Below are 16,786 nucleotides of genomic sequence, written 5' to 3'. Positions count from 1 at the left end.
GTCGCACATGGAAGCTAACGAGAACACCCCGCACCATCGCGCGGAAACACCGCGCAGACGGGCGGCAGTCGTCGGCGCCGGTATCGCCGGCTTGGCCGCCGCGTTGCGCCTGCACCAGCAAGGCTGGGACGTCGTCGTGATCGAGCGCGCGCCAGCTCGTCGCAGTAGCGGATACCTGGTCAACCTGCACGGACCCGGATATGCCGCCGCCGAACGGCTGGGGCTGGTACCAGCGCTGACTTCGCGCGATATCGGATTCTTCACCTCGGTCCTCGTCCACGCGGATGGCCGGGAGAAGTTCAGGATTCCGGCCGCTGTCACCGAGGCTGCTGTGGGGAACCGAGCACTGAGCGTGTTCCGCGGCGATCTGGAGTCGGCGCTGTACGACGCGGTGGCCGGCCTCGCCGACATCCATTTCGGCAGCACCGTGCAGACCATCGCCCAGACCGCCGAGGAAGTCGTAATCACCCTCAGCGACGGCACCTGCCGTCGGACCGAACTCCTCGTCGGGGCCGACGGCGTGCATTCCCGAGTCCGCGAGCTCGCATTCGGCGCCGAACACGAATACTTCGTGGACCTGGGCCATGTGGTCAGCGCATTCCCGTTGGGAACGGTTCCCTCGCATGTCCCCGAAGGCGCAGGCGCCACCTTTATCGGACCCGGACGCACGGCCGCCGTGATGAACCTGGGATCGCAACGGTCCTCGGCGTTCTTCACCTACCGCTGCCCCGACCCGGGGACCGAACTGGCGCTCGGCGCCACAGCCGCGCTCGATCGAGCGTTCGGGGATCTCGGCGGGGGTGTCGCCGACGCTCTGCGCCAACTCTCGGCCGCCCCCGGCACCGCGTATTTCGACTCGGTCGGCCAAATTGTGATGGATCGCTGGAGTCAGGGCCGGGTCGTTCTGCTCGGCGACGCGGCCTGGTGCGTAACGGTATTCGCAGGCTACGGTGCCGCCCTCGCCCTCGATGGCGCAGACCGGCTCGGCACCGCGATAGCAGCACACGACGACATTCCCACCGCACTCCACACGTGGGAGACGTCGTTGCGCCCGGAAGTGCACAAACGACAGGCCCTGGCCCGCAGAGGAATAAGCCGATTCGCCCCGCCGACCCGCACTCATGTCTGGGCCGGCGAAAAGATGCTGCGAGCCATCCAGCTCCCCGGCATCCGCGGCCTGGTCCGGCGCTCCATCCAGCGCGCCAACAATTAGACGGTTTCCCACCACACTGGTCGTGGTCGGTTCGGCGCATTTCGCAAGGTGTGGCGTCCGAAGGTCCGCACAGGAACGCTCTGGAAGTTCCACGGCGCATCGCCCCATCGGCTTGGCATTCGATTCGCTGGAAAGTCGCGTGCCGCTGGGGGCAACCAGTACAATCGAGTCGTCACGTGAGTGATGCTGGGCGGTGGGACGCCGTTGGCGCGACGCCCCACCTGTGGGGTTTACTTAGCCCGCAACCAGCGGACCAAGACGAGTGCTCCGGCGATTACGGCAGCTTCTGCAAGCGTGAGGCCGTAATCGACCGGAGCCTCTCGCTTTTTCCGGCGATGTTTCGCCATCCCCACCACCTCCTCCCTGGGCGCGATGTCTGGACCATGTCCATCGCCCCTCGGAAAGAGGTGTCCCCACTCTATGTCAGGTGGCGACCAGAATTGTTGCCACACAGGCGATTCCACACCGAATCGGCGCTCGTTCGCACCCTTTATGGGTGCAGACTGGAACCACACAACCTTTAGCAGCGCGAGTGGCTCGGTTGCAGTGGGGAATGGCCGGATCGGATTCGCATTTGATTCGCTGGGAAGTCGCGTGCCGCCGGGGGCAACCAGTACAATCGGGTGGTCACGTAAGTGATGCTGGGCGGTGGGACGCCGCTGGTACGACGCCCCACCTGGTGGGATTACCTAGCCCGCACTCGGCGGACCAGTACGAGCGCTCCGGCGATCACGGCAGCTCCTGTCAAGATGATGCCGTAATCGACCGGAGCCTCTCGTTTTTTCCGGCGATGTTTCGCCATTCCCCACCACCTCCTCCCTGGGCGCGATGTCTGGACCGTGTCCATCGCCCCTCGGGAAGAGGTGTCACCACTCTATGGCACATAACGACCAGAACTGTTGCCACACAGGCGATTCCGCGCCGAATCAGCATGCTTTCACACCCTTCGAGGGTGCAGACTGGAACCTCACACCCCATCTATGAGACGCAGCCCCTACATGCGTGCGGGTGACGAGGGGCGTGGACACCATCTCTGGCGGGGAAACATTCGGGTCCGATTGCCTGACAAGGGTTTACCCGAGTGGTGCTGAGTGTGGGGCTGGAGGGTCTTGGCGGGCTCCAGCAGGCGGTCGCGTGCCCTCATCCTTCAGAGAAGTCGGCCGCCTGTGACGGCGTCGCCAGAAGCAGGAGCGATCGGGTGGGTTGCGATGGGGCGTAGCCCTGTTGCGCTGGGGGTTTGCACGCCCGATGCACTGCGCGCACGGTCTTCACCGCAAGGGTGTAGTGGTGCGTATCGGACTGTCCGCGTGCGCAGACACCCCGCGAATCCGCAGGAGAAAAATGGCGGGTAGCTGGCGGATCTCCACCACGGTTGAAGCTTGAAACTTATACTGACGCACAGCAGATCGGATGCAACTCGTACCAACATGATCGGCGGTGCTGCCGGTCATTTCGCTGAGGAGTCGAAACATCATGTCCGATGACCACATCCCCACGATCCGGACCGATATCCCTCATTCCGCACGAATCTGGAACTATTGGATGGGCGGCAAGGACAACTACGAAATCGATCAGATCGTCGGGGATGCCAGCCTCGAGGTGGACCCGGACATCCGCACGATGGCGGTGCAGTCGCGGCAGTTCCTGATCCGCGCGGTGAGCCACCTCGCCCGCGAGGAAGGTATTCGCCAGTTCCTCGACATCGGCACCGGGCTGCCCACCATGCAGAACACCCATGAGGTCGCTCAGTCGATCGCGCCGGAGTCGAAAGTCGTGTACGTGGACAACGATCCACTGGTCCTCGCGCACGCCCGCGCGCTGCTCAACAGCACCACCAACGAGGGCGTCACCACTTACATCGACTCGGATTACCACTACCCGGAGCAGATCGTCGCGGACGCGCGCAACGTGCTGAACTTCGACGAACCGATCGGCGTGATGTTCATGGGCGTGCTCGGCCACGCCAAGAGCTACGACGAAATGCTGCGCATCGTGCGCACGGTAATGGGCGAGGTGCGGCCGGGCAGCTACCTGGTGCTGTGGGACGGCACCGACGACAGCCAGGCCTACGTCACGCTGTGCGAGAATTACACGAACAGCGGCGGCGTGCCCTATGTCCCCCGCCCCCAGGCGCAGATCCGCGCCGCTTTCGACGGCCTGGAGCTGATCGAGCCCGGTTTCGTCTCGATCACCCAGTGGCGGCCCCCGACGACCGAAGTGGGCGAGGCACAACCCATTTCCGCGTACGGCGGAGTCGCACGCAAGCCCTGATACTCGCGAACAGCGGCGCCCCCGGTGCGTGAACCGGGGGCGCCGCGCACCACATCGAACCATTCGGGCGTCCGTCGCGTATTCATCCGTAGAGTGGGGCACAACGACGCCCAAATCAGCGGAGGTTGCGATGCGGGTGAACAGAACAACTGTCGATCTGAGCGAATACCCGGATCTGGTGGTCATCTACCTCGGGATGCGGGTGCACAAGCCGCGCGGCATCCTGCGCCTGCTCGGCCTGGGGCCGAAACTCTATCGCTCGCACCAGGATCGGCCGGACGGGCTGCTCTCGCACGAGGACGTGATCTGGTCGCTGTTCCCGCCGCACTGGGGCGCCCGGCAGTACTGGCGCGACCTGGACAGCCTGGAACGCTGGACCAGGTCGGCCCCGCACCGAGACTGGTGGCAGAAGTTTCTGCAAGACTCCGGCGGCACCGGGTTCTGGCACGAGGCGTACTTCATGCGCGGCGGCATAGACGCGATGTACGGCGACATGCACACCCCGACCGGCATGGCGCGGTTCGCGCCGGTGGTCGCCTCGCGCGGGCGGATGTTCTCCACCAGAGGCCGGGTGCGGGACGAGCCGGCCAAGGTCGCGCCGGTGGTCGACGAAAAGAGTTACTACAGCGGCGAACCCGAGTAGTTCGTATCACAAGCTAATCACAACGCTGTGTTTCGATGGTCCCATCATGGGGTAAGTGCACGGGGACACACCTGAACATGATCAACGGCAAATGCGACGCACACCTCATCCTCGGAACCTGTGCGCCGTTCCTCGTGTACGGCAACTGACCTGCAGATGAATATTGCTCCAGAGCGCACGTTTCGGAGGTTTTCGCACATCGACGGCGTTATCGAACGTTTACCGTATTCCTATGCACGTCCTGTTCGTCTGCAACGGCAATGTTTGCCGTTCTGTGATTGCCGAGCGCCTCACCCGCGCTATCGCGGTCGAACACGCCCTGCCGAACCTCACCGCGGAGAGCGCGGGCACCAGGGCGCTGGTGGGCTTCCCGGTCGAACCACTTGCCGCGCAAGCCATCGAAGGCCTCGGCGGCGACGCGAGCAACTTCAAGGCCAGGCGGCTCAAGGACGAGATGGTCGACAACGCCGACCTCGTGCTCACCATGACCCAGCAGATTCGCGACACAGTGAGCGAGATGGGGTTCGGGGTGGCCTGCCGCACCTTCACCTTGCTGGAAGCGCACCGGATCGCCCACGTCACCGGCGCCCGCTCCATCGCCGCACTGCACGAGTCCCGCAACGACCTGTCGATCGTCGGCCGGGAGAACATCACCGACCCGATCGGACTGTCCGAGCAGGCGTACTGCGATGTGGGCGATCGGATCGCCGAAGCGCTGGTCCCGCTGCTGCTCGCCTTGGCGCCGCACGAGCAGACCAGACCCGTCGCGGACGAGCAGCGCGGGCTGATCATCGAGCCGGACGCCAACCCGCCGCTGGCGACTTTCTTGGCCGCGCACCGCGTCAGGTAGTCTTCCGGCTCAGCGAATATCACCCCTTCGACACAGCAATGCAGGGCTGCTATGTCCATTTCCGCGCCGGAAGTATTACACTCCCGCGGACAACAACTTTCCGCCGTTGCTGGTTCGACACACGACAGGAATAGACATGCCGAAACGCATTTCGGATGTTTCGCTCCATGTGTATGTGACACCGGAAACCCTCGAACGAATCGTCGAGACCGTGCGCGAGGTGGTGGATGACCACCTGCAGGACCGCGACATGTTCGCGTGGCGCTTCACGCTGCCGGTGGACACCGACGACCCGACTCACGTGACGCTCGAAACCCAGTGGCGGATGGAGCATCCCGGCGACGAACCGGGCGACCGCGGCACCTACGAGATCGCGCTCAGCCTGGTCGGCGCACCCACCGTGCTCACCGACGCCGACGTGGCCCGCCTGGAACAGCAACTGCTGCACGGGATCTACGGGGTCGCCCGCACCGAGCCGGGCCAGAACATCCCGTTCTCCATCCGCGCCATGCAGCGGGCCGATCTGGACCTCGACGTCGAGCGCGAACGAATCTGACGCAAAGTCCCCGAAACGACTGCGCCGCACCAACTTCCCGGCAGGGAAGCGGATGCGGCGAAAGTCAGCGAACAGTGAACCTTACTGCGCGGTGTTGGCCCCCCGCGCCGGGAAGTGCCGAATCAGCCCTTCCTGCACCGTGGTAGCCAGCAACTCCCCGCTGCGCGAGAAGAAGCGGCCGGTGGCCAGACCACGCGACCCCGAGGCAACCGGGGATTCGGTGGCGTAGAGCGCCCACTCGTCGAACCGGAACGGCCGGTGGAACCAGATCGAGTGGTTCACCGTCGCCGCCACGATCCGGTCCAGTCCCCAGGACAGTCCGTGCGTGGTGATGATCGAATCCAGCACCGTGGTATCGGACGAATAGCCAAGCGTCGCAACATGAAGCAGCGGATCGTCGGGCAGCCGCCCGTCCGTGCGCATCCACACTCGGTTGTGGTTGAGCCGCTCCCCCGTGCCCTTCAGGATCCAGGCCGGGTCGTTGGTGTAGCGCATGTCGATCGGGTGCGGCGCCTTGATGAACATCTCCAGCTTGTCTTCCAAGCCGACGAAGCTCTCCTCGATGCGCGGCAGCGTGTCCGGGTCGGGCACGTCGGGCAGCGGATGCCCGTGCTCGAGGCCCTTGTTCCAGTCCTGGAACGCCGCGAGCATCACGAACAGCTCCTGGTCGTCCTGGAGGGCGGTGACGGTGCGGTTGGCGAACGCGCGACCGTCGCGGTGCCGGTCCACCCGGTACTCGATCGGCTTCTTCGTGTCGCCGCCGCGCACGAAATGCGCGTTGATCGCGTGCACCGGACGGTCACCGACCGTGCGGCCCGCCGCGATGATCGCCTGCGCGACGAGCTGGCCGCCGAACGTGCGGCTCCACACCTTCTCCGGATGCTGACCGACGAACACGTCCTCGTCCATCTGCTCCAAATCGAGCAGACCGAGCAAAACGTCGAGATCAGACTTCCCGGCCGCCGACGAATCGACGACCGACCCTCCAAGGGAACTATTCACTATTAATGATCCTCCTCACCGATGCGATGCACGTGGATCAGGTTGGTAGAACCGACCGTACCCGGCGGGGAGCCGGCCACGATTACCACGAGGTCACCCTTTTGGTATCGCTCCATGGACAGCAGTGCTACATCGACCTGGTGGATCATAGCGTCGGTGGTGTCCACCATCGGCACGATGAAGGTCTCGGTGCCCCAGGTCAGCGCGAGCTGACTGCGCACTTCCGGCAGCGGGGTGAACGCCAGCAGCGGCAGCGGGGTGTGCAGCCGGGCCAGGCGGCGCACCGTGTCACCGGACTGGGTGAACGCCACCAGTGCCTTGGCGTTGAGCCGCTCACCGATGTCGCGGGCGGCGTAGGAGATGACACCGCGCTTGGTGCGCGGCACGTGGGTCAGCGGGGGCACCCTGGTCGATTCGGTCTCCACCGCATGCACGATGCGCGCCATGGTGCGCACCGTCTCGATCGGCCAGGCGCCGACCGAGGTCTCACCGGAGAGCATCACCGCGTCGGCGCCGTCGAGCACCGCGTTGGCGACATCGGAGGCCTCGGCCCTGGTCGGGCGCGAGTTCTCGATCATCGACTCCAGCATCTGGGTCGCCACGATCACCGGCTTGGCGTTCTCGCGCGCCATCTGGATGGCCCGCTTCTGCACCAGCGGCACCTGCTCCAGCGGGAGCTCGACGCCGAGGTCACCGCGGGCCACCATGACCGCGTCGAAGGCGAGCACGATGGCTTCCAGGTTGTCGATGGCCTCGGGCTTCTCCAGCTTGGCGATCACCGGCACCCGGCGCCCGACCCGGTCCATGATGTCGTGCACCAACTCGACATCGGCCGGGGACCGCACGAACGAGAGCGCGATGAAGTCCACGCCGAGCTTCAGCGCGAATTCCAGGTCCTCGATGTCCTTCTCCGACAGCGCGGGCACCGAGACATCCATGCCCGGCAGCGAAACGCCCTTGTTGTTGGAGACCGGCCCGCCCTCGGTCACCCGGCAGACGACGTCGTTGCCGTCGACCCGGATGACGGTGAGCCCGACCTTGCCGTCGTCGACGAGCAGCCGGTCGCCCGCCTTCGCGTCCTGCGCGAGTTCCTTGTATGTGGTCGAAACACGGTCGTGGGTGCCGTCGACCTCGTCGACGGTGATCCTGACCTCTTCACCCGTCGCCCAGACGGTCTTGCCCTCGATGAATCGGCCGAGTCGGATCTTCGGTCCCTGCAGGTCGGCCAGGATGCCGACCGCTCTGCCGAGGTGGTCGGAGGCCGCCCGCACCTTCTTGTAGTTCTCAGCGTGATCCGCGTGTTCGCCGTGACTGAAGTTCAGTCGAGCCACGTCCATGCCGCTCTCGACGAGTTCGCGGATACGGTCCTCGGTGGCAGTAGCCGGGCCGAGCGTGCACACAATCTTCGTCCGTCGCATCACGGGTAGAGCCTAGTCCCGACCAGTACCCGGGGCCCGCTGTGCCCCAGGTGAAAGCTGGGTAAAAAAATGAACGTTTACTTGGTGAAACCTCCAAGCGTTACGCATTGCGCAACATGCCTGGCCAGCGTCGTGGCGTCCCAGCAGCGGCGCAGAAATGTTACTCGCTGGTAGTTAGCTGCCGTGTCCGATCGGTCTCGGATGACCCGATCGATCAGGTCGCCACGTGCCGGGCCAGGCGCGTCTCCAATCGGGTCTGGCCGAAGCCGAGGAACAGGCAGATAACCCAGTAGTAGATGGCCGCGACGCCGTACAGCGCGAAGAAGTCGAAGGTCGGCGCCGCCGCAATCTGCGCGACGCGCAACAGTTCGGTCACCAGGATGGTCGAGGCCAGGGAGGTGTCCTTCACCAGCGAGATCAACGTGTTGGACAGCGGCGGGACCGCGATCCGCGAGGCCTGCGGCAAGATGATCAACCCCATCATCTGCGGATACCGCAGGCCGAGCGCCTGCGAGGCCTCCCACTGCCCCTTGGCCACGCTGAGGATGGACGCCCGCACGATCTCGGCCGCGTACCCGCCGACATTGAGGCTGAACGCGATCACCGCCGCCGGGAACGGATCGATCACGATGCCGAACTGCGGCATCGCGTAGAACACGATGAACAGCTGCACCAGCAGCGGCGTGCCCCGAATGATCGAGATGTAGAACCGGGCGGCCGCCGACAGCGGCCAGATCGGTGACATCCGGGCCAGCGCCACGAACACCGCGATCACCAAGCCGATGACAAAGCTGATCGCGGTGAGTGGAAGTGTCTTCTCGACGGTGGCCTGCAGCATCGGCCACAGGTTGTGCCAGATCAGTTCCCGAGTAGCGGCATCCATGGAGAGCGTCGGCTACTTGCTGACGTCGGTGCCGAAGTACTTGTCCGAGATCTTGGCCAGCGTGCCGTCGGCCCGCAGCTCGTTGAGCGCCCGGTCGACATCGGCGATCACCGCGTCGCCCTTACGGGCCGCGAACGCCTGCTTGCTGGTCTCGCCGGTCTTGCCGGAGACCTTCACGCCGGTGTCGCCGGTCTTCTTGGTGTACTCGGCGACCGCGAGGGTGTCGTTGACGGTGGCGTCGACGCGACCGTTCTTCAGCAGCTGGATCGCCTGCACGAAGCCTTCGACGGACTCGACCTTCGCGCCCGCGCCGGTGGCGACCTTGCCCCAGTTGCTGGTGGCGGACTGGGCGCAGGTCTTGTCCTTCAGGTCGGCGAGGGTGGTGATGGCGTTGTTGTCCGCGCGGGTGACGATCACGCCGTCGGAGGTGGTGTAGGGGCTCGACAGCGCATACTTGTTCGTGCGCTCGTCGTTGATCGTCACCTGGTTGGCAACCAGGTCGAAGCGCTTGGACTCGAGGCCGGCGAAGATCGCGTCCCACGGCGTCAGCACGAACTCGACCTTCTTGCCGAGCTTGTCGCCGACCGCCTGGATCACCTCGATGTCGTAACCGGTGATCTTGCCGTCGGTGCCCTGGAAGCTGAACGGAGAGTAGGTGCCTTCGGTGCCGACCTTCAACACGTTCGCATCGCTGCTGCTACTGCAGGCGGTGAGCCCGGTGGCGGCGACGATGGCGAGCATGGCGGCGGCGAACAGCTTGCGACGCACGGGTTCCCTCTCTTCGGTGTATGGACATCCCACACACAACACGCAAATCCGGCTCATGCTACGCCGGGACTACTGCGAAGGACCCTATCTCGATCATGGTGCGCGAAAGGGTTGTACTCGCGGAATTCGAGGCGCGTCGCGAGGCTGCACCGCATTTCCCGGGGCGCTGACCAGCACGTAGTCACCGAGCATCGGCACGGGCCGCAGGAACGGGCACCACCGGCTCGGCGATGCCGCCGGCCTCGGGCATTGCTCGACCGCCTCTGCACCGTCACCGAAACCACCCGGAACCCGCACACGTCCAGCTGCGCAGTACATCGAGTGGGCAACAGCCGAGCCAGGCACCAAGGCCATCCGTCAGAAAATCTGAAATAAGCGGAACCGATCCGAAGATCAGTGCGTCAATACCAGTAACCGGACAAATCGGGGACCGGTGTAAGACGGGGAGGAACGGGGAAGGCGCGCACTGCGCGCATCACAATCGGCGACTGCCTCCAAAAAAGGCGGGCAGCCGTATCGAACCGGCGTCGACGGAGTCGGTAGCGCACAAACCTCATTCATTCATGAGGCCATATCGCCATGCCGAGAAAGGTGGCCAGATGACTCACTAGAGCTGATAACTACCAATCATGAAACTCGAGCCGGGGAGCTGTCACTCCCCGACCCGAGATCTGCGCATGCGCGCAGACAGTCACATACCAACCTAAGGATTGAATTTCTCAATGATCATCAGTAGGTCCATAGCGACCAGCGCAATCATACTCTCCGCCTTGGCCGGCGCGAGCGCCACCGCACCAGCATTCGCGGCCGCACCAACGACATCGGCCGCCGCGATTCGAACAGTCACCGATTCGATCGAATCCGGCTCGGTCAAGGTCAATACCGACCTCGCGGCGCTCGACTTCTCGCGCATGACGCAGATCGCGGCCAACGGAGAACGTCACGTCACGATCCCACTGGCGACGGGCGGTACGCCGTTCAGCACCCTGCAGCTGGTGGTCGACCGCGACAACGAAGTCACCGACTACAGCGAGGTTCATTTCACCGAGTACACGCCCGACTCAGGGCACGTCACGAAGTGGTCGAAGGATCAGGTCGTACTCGACCAAGACTTCACCGCCGCTACGGACAGAGCGATCAAGCGGGGAATCGGCGATGCGATCGGCGAACTGAACTCATGCCTGTCGAGCGCCGGCGTTCCCGCGTGGGTTATTGCCGCAGTAATCGTCGCCTGCAAGCCGGTTCTCGGCCTGGGTCTGGCCGCCTGCCTCGTTGCAGGTGGCGTCGGCTCAGCCACTGCCGCTTACTGCCAAGGCCGTGCGATCTCCAAACTCTGACCTTTTGGTCCGAGCAACTGACACGATAGAAAGATAGCCAACAATGAATATAATTCGCACCACTATCTCCATTGTCACCCCGGTTGCGTTTGCCGCGCTGTGCTTCACCCCGGCGGCCAATGCGGAAATTTACCCCAGCACCGGCGAAACTCAGATCAACCATCAGATCGGAGCATCTGCGTCCAACGTCGGGATGCCCATCAAGCTGGCCAAGAAGGGACGGGTAGAAGATGCAATTCGCTGTCTGGAAGAGAACGGAGTCCCGAAGGCAATCGCCTCGGCGGCAGCGGGCGCTTGTCTTGTCTACCCCATACCAGCCAAGGTGATTCCTTGCTTCGTCGCATTCGGCATTGCAAGCGGAATGGCTGACCGCTGCGGCGGCGGATAATTTCACAGAACGCCGGCCCCGCCTGTCATCAGGCGGGGTCGGTCTGGTGTTCTCGGATCGTGCAGCACACCGTCATTCGCGCAGCGGGCGTCCCTCGCTGTCGGGCACCTTGCCGGTCAGTATCAGGATGCCGTCGATGACACCCCAGATCCAGCCGAGTGTGAAGCAGGTGACGGCGCTGACGACGAGCTGGGCGATGCCCAGTCCGTTGTGGCCGAGGTAGAAGCGGCCGACGCCGAAACTTCCGAGGAAGATCTGCAGCAGGCCCGCGACGAGCTTCTGCTTGTCGGACAGCGGGACGCCGAACTGGTCACGGCCGTACGGCGCTTCCGGGTCGTTCGGGTTGTAGCCCTGCGGACCGTACTGGGGCGGGTAACCGCCCGGCTGCTGGCCGTAAGGGTTGGGCTGACCGTACTGCGGCTGACCGTACTGGTCCGCCGGGGGCTGGCCGAACTGCGGCTGCGCGTAGGGGTCGGACTGCTGGGCGTCGAACTGTGGGAGCGCCGCGGTGTCCTGCGGCTTGTTGAGATCCGGCCCCGTCCCGGGCGGACCGTACTGCGGTCCACCGAATCCTGGGTTGTTCTGCTGGTAAGGGTCGGTCACTAAATGTCCTCCTCATTCGTGCGGGCACCCTCTGCCCGGCATCGATCGATCTGCCGAGCGGGAAGATGCTCGCGACGATCACGAGACATTGTGGTCGGACCGGTGTGATTTGTCGCCCCGTAAACCCTCGGCACTCCCCCGGGTTATCTGCTGCGGACGCTGCGCCGTTATCGACGGCGGGAAATTCGGAGCAACCGAATGCGGTGCCGCCGCGTGATCGGCGGCGGCACCGTCGTATTCAGGACTTGTCGGGATCCGCGACTTTTTTCGACGCGGTAGTGGTCTCGTCCGAGTCCGTGCTCACGTCCGCGTCGGTGCTGGTTGCCGGATCTGCGGTGTCCTTCTGGACGGTGTCGGTTGTTTCGCTCGACTCCGTCTCGACTTTGTCCGTCGCGGTCGCGCCGTCGGCTTCCGCCGAATCCTTTTCCAGCACAACCGTGTCCGATCCCGCGGACGACGCACCCGCCGCTCGCAACGCACCGATCTGCCATGGCCACGGCCTGCGCTCAGTCGACGGTTGCAATTGCTCCGGCGCCTCGCGGCCCTTGGTCGCGAACACGAAATAGGCGATGGCCGCGAGGAATACGATCGCGGAGGTGAACGAGTTGATGCGGATTCCGGCGAGCTTGGTGGCCTCGTCGTCGCGCATCAGCTCGACGAAAAAGCGGCCGAAGCTGTAACCGGCGACGTACAGCGCGAACAGGCGTCCGTGCCCGATCCGGTAGCGCTTGTCCAGCTGCACGAGCAGCACCACGATCAGCACGTTCCAGATCAGCTCGTACAGGAACGTGGGGTGCACGACCTTGTCCACGACGCCGTTGGAGACGCCGTTCATCGCGTCCGGCTTCAGGTTGTCGTCGTAGCGGAAGTAGATCTCCAGGCCCCATGGCAGGTCGGTGGTGCGACCGTACAGCTCCTGGTTGAAGTAGTTGCCGAGGCGGCCGATCGCCTGCGCGAGCAGGATCGGCGGCGCGATCGCATCGCCCAACGCGGGCAACGGGATTCGGTACACCCGGCAACCGATCCAGGCGCCGACGCCGCCGAGCAGTACCGCGCCCCAGATGCCGAGGCCACCGTTCCAGATCTCCAGCGCGGCTTTGGGGTCGCCGTCGGGGCCGAAGTACTTCTGCCAGTCGGTGGCGACGTGGTACAGCCGGCCGCCGACCAGACCGAACGGCACCGCGAACATCGCGACGTCCAGGATCGCGCCCTGTTGGCCGCCGCGGTCGCGCCAGCGCCGTTCGCCCCACCAGATGGCGACGACGATGCCGAGGATGATGCACAGCGCGTAGGCCCGCAACGGGAATGGACCGATGTGCCACACGCCCTGCGGGGGGCTGGGTATGTACGCCAGGACTTGTAAGGTCACGGGGCCACCGTAGCGGAGAACCGCGGCGACACTGGAACCACCGCACCGTGGCGGCCGCCGTACAGCGTAGGAATCACCACCGGCGGTGGTTGTTCCTACGAGGCGACGGTCGCCGAACGCACGCCCTCGGCCAGTTCGGCGGTGAGCGCACGGACCGCGTCCAGGCTCTCGCCCGCGGCGGTGACCAACGCCGAACCCACGATGACTCCGTCTGCGTAGGAAGCGATTTCGGCCGCCTGCGCCCCCGAACGGACGCCGAGGCCGACGCCGATCGGGATGTCGGAGTGCGCCCGGATGCGCGCGCACAGTGCGGGCGCGGCAGAGGACACCGCATCGCGGGCGCCGGTGACGCCCATGGTCGAGGCCGCGTACACGAAGCCACGCGACGCTTCCAAAGTCTTGACCAGACGCTCCTCGGTAGAGGACGGCGCGACCAGGAAGATGCGATCGAGATTGTGCGTGGACGAGGCGACGAACCAGTCGTCGGCCTCCTCCGGAATGAGGTTCGGGGTAATGATTCCGGCGCCACCCGCGGCGGCGAGATCGCGCGCGAAGTTGTCGACGCCGTACTTCAGCACCGGGTTCCAGTAGCTCATCACCACGGCCTGACCGCCCGCCGAGGTGATCGCCTCGACCACGGAGAACACGTCGCGCACCCGCACGCCGCCGCGCAACGCCTGATCGGCGGCGGCCTGGATGGTCGGGCCGTCCATCACCGGATCGGAGTAGGCGACGCCGACTTCGACGATGTCGCAACCGGATTCGACCATGGCGCGACAGACCTCGATGGAACCGGCCAGATCGGGATAGCCCGCAGGCAGGTAGCCGATGAGCGCGGCACGACCCTCACCGCGGGTCGCCGCAAAGGTATTCGCGAGACGGGACTGCTGACTCACGACTGCACCTCGCTGACGCTCGGCTCCGTCGAGGTCACGGACGCTGCGCCCATGGTTCGCTCGCTGCGCTCGCTCACTTCTGCTCGTCCTTCTCGTCGATCAACCCGAACCAGCGCGCCGCCGTATCCATGTCCTTGTCACCGCGACCGGACAGGTTCACCAGGATGATCGAGCCGGGGCCGAGTTCCTTGCCCAGTTGCAGCGCGCCCGCGACGGCGTGTGCGGACTCGATCGCCGGGATGATGCCCTCGCTGCGGCTGAGCAGCAGCAGCGCGTCCATCGCCTCGGTGTCGGTGATGGGGCGGTATTCGGCGCGGCCGATGTCCTTGAGCAGAGCGTGCTCGGGGCCGACGCCCGGATAGTCCAGACCGGCCGAGATGGAGTGCGAGTCGATGGTCTGGCCGTCCTCGTCCTGCAGCAGGTACGAGTAGGCACCCTGGAACGCGCCGGGCGTGCCGCCGGTGAAAGTGGCCGCGTGCCTGCCGGTTTCGACGCCGTCGCCGGCCGCCTCGTAGCCGACCAGCCGGACGTCGGGGTCGTCGAGGAAGGCGTGGAAGATGCCGATGGCGTTGGAGCCACCGCCGACGCAGGCCACGACCGCGTCGGGTAGTTGCCCGGTGGACTCCTGCACCTGCACCCTGGCCTCCAGGCCGATGACCCGCTGGAAGTCGCGCACCAGCATGGGGAACGGGTGCGGGCCCGCGGCGGTGCCGAAGCAGTAGTAGGTGTCGTCGGCGTTGCTGACCCAGTCGCGCAGCGCCTCGTTGATCGCGTCCTTGAGCGTCTGCGAACCGGTGGTCACCGAGATGACCTCGGCGCCGAGCAGCCGCATCCGCGCCACGTTGAGCGCCTGCCGGGCGGTGTCGACGGCGCCCATGTAGACGACGCAGTCCAGGCCGAGCAGCGCGCAGGCGGTCGCGGTGGCGACGCCGTGCTGGCCGGCGCCGGTCTCCGCGATGACGCGGGTCTTGCCCATCCGCTTGGCGAGCAGCGCCTGGCCGAGCACATTGTTGATCTTGTGAGAACCGGTGTGGTTCAGGTCTTCCCGCTTGAGCAGGATGCGCGCGCCGCCCGCGTGCTCGGCGAGCCTGGTGCATTCGAACACCGGCGACGGGCGACCGGTGTAGTCGCGCTGCAACCGGTCCAGCTCGTTCAGGAAGTCCGGGTCGAGCCGGGACTTCTCGTACATGGCGGTGACGTCCTCGATGACCGCCATGAGCGCCTCGGGGACGTGCCTGCCGCCGTAGACGCCGAAGTGGCCGCCGGTATCGGGTTCGTGCGCGCTGCGGTGTGCGACGCCGTCGCTGGCCTTGGGTAGCTCTGTCACCCCGGTCACCGGCCCCGCCGCGCCGGCTTCGGGCAGGACGGGTGGGTACCCGCGGTCACCAGCTCGGACACGGCCGCGCGGGGATCACCGCTGGTCACCAAGCCTTCGCCGACGAGAACGGCGTCCGCGCCCGCGCCAGCGTAGGCGAGCAGGTCGGCGGTGCCGCGGATGCCGGATTCGGCGATCCGGATGACCTCGGTGGGCAGGCCGGGTGCGATCCGGGCGAACACGTCCCGGTCGACTTCCAAAGTCTTGAGGTTGCGGGCGTTCACGCCGATCACCGAGGCACCGGCCTCGAGCGCGCGATCCGCCTCTTCCTCGGTGTGCACCTCGACCAGCGCGGTCATGCCCAGCGATTCGGTGCGGTCGATGAGCGAGGACAGCACGTCCTGCTCGAGCGCCGCGACGATCAGCAGGATCACGTCGGCGCCATGCGCGCGGGCCTCGTGGATCTGGTACGGCCCGACGACGAAGTCCTTGCGCAGGATCGGGATGTGCACGGTGGCGCGCACCGCGTCCAGGTCTTCCAGCGACCCGTGGAAGCGCCGGCCCTCGGTGAGCACGCTGATGATCCGCGCGCCGCCGTCCTCGTACGCCTTGGCCAGGCTGGCCGGGTCGGGGATGTCGGCGAGTTCACCCTTGGAGGGACTGGCCCGCTTCACCTCGGCGATAACGCCGATGCCGTCTTCGAGCAGGGCCGCGCGTGCGTCGAGCGGGCTTGCCGCCGCCGCGGCGGCCGCCTTGATCGCCTGGAAATCGAGGAGGGCTTCCCGAGCGGCCACATCCGCGCGGACCCCGTCGAGAATCGAGTCGAGTACCGTCATCTGGCTCGAATCCTTTCTGGGGAGACGGACTTGCTGCCTGAGAGTCCCCCCAGGCGCTGTCTCACCGATGCTGACAAAGAATAAATGGACGTACCGGCCGCGTTTGCGCCGGGGCTTGTTGTGGACCAGGCAACCAGTCCGCGCACAAGGTGTGAACCGCCACAGTCGACGCGCGCGAATCGCTCAGCGGACACGTCCGCCTGCCTCGCCCGGGTCCGGATCGCCGGTGCGCCCACCGGAGTTCGCGGTGTCGTCGGTCGGGTCGGTGCCCGCGTCCAACGCATCCCACAGCACGCGTTCGGACAGTTGGTTCTGTTCGGTGCCTGCCGCGGCGTCGGTGCGCTGCTTGCTCACCTGTTCGGTGGCGTCGGCGCGGCGGAAGGCCGGGTTGTCGTACTTGCCGGACAGGCGGGCGGTGTCCTGCGGCATCCGGGTGAG

The 16,786-nt window shown here is 65.6% G+C and carries 17 protein-coding genes; 7 read left to right on the top strand and 10 right to left on the bottom strand.

The genetic code is table 11. The annotated features are described in order from the left end of the window. The 5 genes from NN4_RS42285 to NN4_RS42265 form a co-directional block, all read left to right on the top strand. The coding region (locus NN4_RS42285; RefSeq protein WP_308633354.1) for an FAD-dependent oxidoreductase at positions 1 to 1,213 on the top strand (1,213 nt) is incomplete at its 5' end. Positions 1,214 to 2,686: 1,473 nt separating this feature from the next. Beyond that, the gene (locus NN4_RS42280; RefSeq protein ID WP_147143473.1) at positions 2,687 to 3,484 is read left to right on the top strand and encodes an SAM-dependent methyltransferase; all 798 of its coding nucleotides are present in this window, start codon (positions 2,687 to 2,689) and stop codon (positions 3,482 to 3,484) included. 130 nt (positions 3,485 to 3,614) lie between these two features. After that, a complete protein-coding gene (locus NN4_RS42275) occupies positions 3,615 to 4,127 on the top strand; it encodes a phenylacetaldoxime dehydratase family protein (RefSeq protein ID WP_147143470.1) in 513 nt (170 codons plus the stop codon). Positions 4,128 to 4,359: 232 nt separating this feature from the next. Next, positions 4,360 to 4,977, top strand: a complete 618-nt coding sequence (locus NN4_RS42270) for an arsenate reductase/protein-tyrosine-phosphatase family protein (RefSeq protein WP_135235981.1) — start codon at positions 4,360 to 4,362, stop codon at positions 4,975 to 4,977. A 136-nt stretch (positions 4,978 to 5,113) separates the two neighbouring features. After that, positions 5,114 to 5,533 carry a hypothetical protein gene (locus NN4_RS42265; protein WP_147143468.1) on the top strand — a complete coding sequence of 140 codons (420 nt, stop codon included), beginning with the start codon at positions 5,114 to 5,116 and terminating at the stop codon, positions 5,531 to 5,533. 81 nt (positions 5,534 to 5,614) lie between these two features. Here the strand turns inward: NN4_RS42265 and NN4_RS42260 are convergent, their stop codons facing one another. The 4 genes from NN4_RS42260 to NN4_RS42245 all read right to left on the bottom strand — a co-directional run bounded on the left by NN4_RS42260 (position 5,615) and on the right by NN4_RS42245 (position 9,577). Next, positions 5,615 to 6,442: an acyl-CoA thioesterase gene (locus NN4_RS42260; protein ID WP_246181407.1), complete on the bottom strand. Its 828-nt coding sequence runs from the start codon at positions 6,440 to 6,442 to the stop codon at positions 5,615 to 5,617. Positions 6,443 to 6,537: 95 nt separating this feature from the next. Further along, positions 6,538 to 7,956 carry a pyruvate kinase gene (pyk, locus tag NN4_RS42255; RefSeq protein WP_186818892.1) on the bottom strand — a complete coding sequence of 473 codons (1,419 nt, stop codon included), beginning with the start codon at positions 7,954 to 7,956 and terminating at the stop codon, positions 6,538 to 6,540. A 211-nt stretch (positions 7,957 to 8,167) separates the two neighbouring features. Continuing rightward, the gene (locus tag NN4_RS42250; RefSeq protein WP_147143462.1) at positions 8,168 to 8,836 is read right to left on the bottom strand and encodes an amino acid ABC transporter permease; all 669 of its coding nucleotides are present in this window, start codon (positions 8,834 to 8,836) and stop codon (positions 8,168 to 8,170) included. A gap of 12 nt (positions 8,837 to 8,848) precedes the next feature. Then, a complete protein-coding gene (locus tag NN4_RS42245) occupies positions 8,849 to 9,577 on the bottom strand; it encodes a transporter substrate-binding domain-containing protein (protein WP_308633355.1) in 729 nt (242 codons plus the stop codon). A gap of 749 nt (positions 9,578 to 10,326) precedes the next feature. Here NN4_RS42245 and NN4_RS42240 point away from each other — a divergent pair. Together NN4_RS42240 and NN4_RS42235 are read left to right on the top strand one after the other, a co-directional pair. Beyond that, complete coding sequence (locus NN4_RS42240; protein WP_147143456.1) at positions 10,327 to 10,941, top strand: glycoside hydrolase family protein; 615 nt, start codon at positions 10,327 to 10,329, stop codon at positions 10,939 to 10,941. A gap of 43 nt (positions 10,942 to 10,984) precedes the next feature. Further along, positions 10,985 to 11,329 carry a hypothetical protein gene (locus NN4_RS42235; protein WP_147143452.1) on the top strand — a complete coding sequence of 115 codons (345 nt, stop codon included), beginning with the start codon at positions 10,985 to 10,987 and terminating at the stop codon, positions 11,327 to 11,329. Between the two features lie 72 nt (positions 11,330 to 11,401). Here NN4_RS42235 and NN4_RS42230 read toward each other — a convergent pair whose 3' ends face one another. From NN4_RS42230 to NN4_RS42205, 6 genes are all read right to left on the bottom strand, one after another. After that, positions 11,402 to 11,932, bottom strand: a complete 531-nt coding sequence (locus NN4_RS42230) for a TM2 domain-containing protein (RefSeq protein WP_107655252.1) — start codon at positions 11,930 to 11,932, stop codon at positions 11,402 to 11,404. Positions 11,933 to 12,170: 238 nt separating this feature from the next. Further along, the gene (lgt, locus tag NN4_RS42225; protein WP_147143449.1) at positions 12,171 to 13,301 is read right to left on the bottom strand and encodes a prolipoprotein diacylglyceryl transferase; all 1,131 of its coding nucleotides are present in this window, start codon (positions 13,299 to 13,301) and stop codon (positions 12,171 to 12,173) included. Between the two features lie 95 nt (positions 13,302 to 13,396). Continuing rightward, entirely contained in the window at positions 13,397 to 14,197 is an 801-nt protein-coding gene (trpA, locus tag NN4_RS42220; RefSeq protein WP_147143445.1) for a tryptophan synthase subunit alpha, read from the bottom strand. A 73-nt stretch (positions 14,198 to 14,270) separates the two neighbouring features. Continuing rightward, the gene (gene trpB, locus NN4_RS42215) at positions 14,271 to 15,533 is read right to left on the bottom strand and encodes a tryptophan synthase subunit beta (protein WP_107655249.1); all 1,263 of its coding nucleotides are present in this window, start codon (positions 15,531 to 15,533) and stop codon (positions 14,271 to 14,273) included. Continuing rightward, positions 15,530 to 16,348, bottom strand: a complete 819-nt coding sequence (gene trpC, locus NN4_RS42210) for an indole-3-glycerol phosphate synthase TrpC (RefSeq protein WP_147143442.1) — start codon at positions 16,346 to 16,348, stop codon at positions 15,530 to 15,532. Before trpC ends, trpB begins: the two co-directional genes overlap by 4 nt. Positions 16,349 to 16,531: 183 nt before the next feature. After that, on the bottom strand, positions 16,532 to 16,786 hold a 255-nt coding region (locus tag NN4_RS42205), incomplete at its 5' end, for a Trp biosynthesis-associated membrane protein (RefSeq protein ID WP_147143439.1).

The organism is Nocardia ninae NBRC 108245 (genome assembly GCF_007990755.1).
Classification (GTDB): Bacteria; Actinomycetota; Actinomycetes; order Mycobacteriales; family Mycobacteriaceae; genus Nocardia; species Nocardia ninae.
The sequence above is the reverse complement of the archived record's forward strand: the minus strand, read 5'-3'. Positions and strand labels throughout refer to the sequence as shown.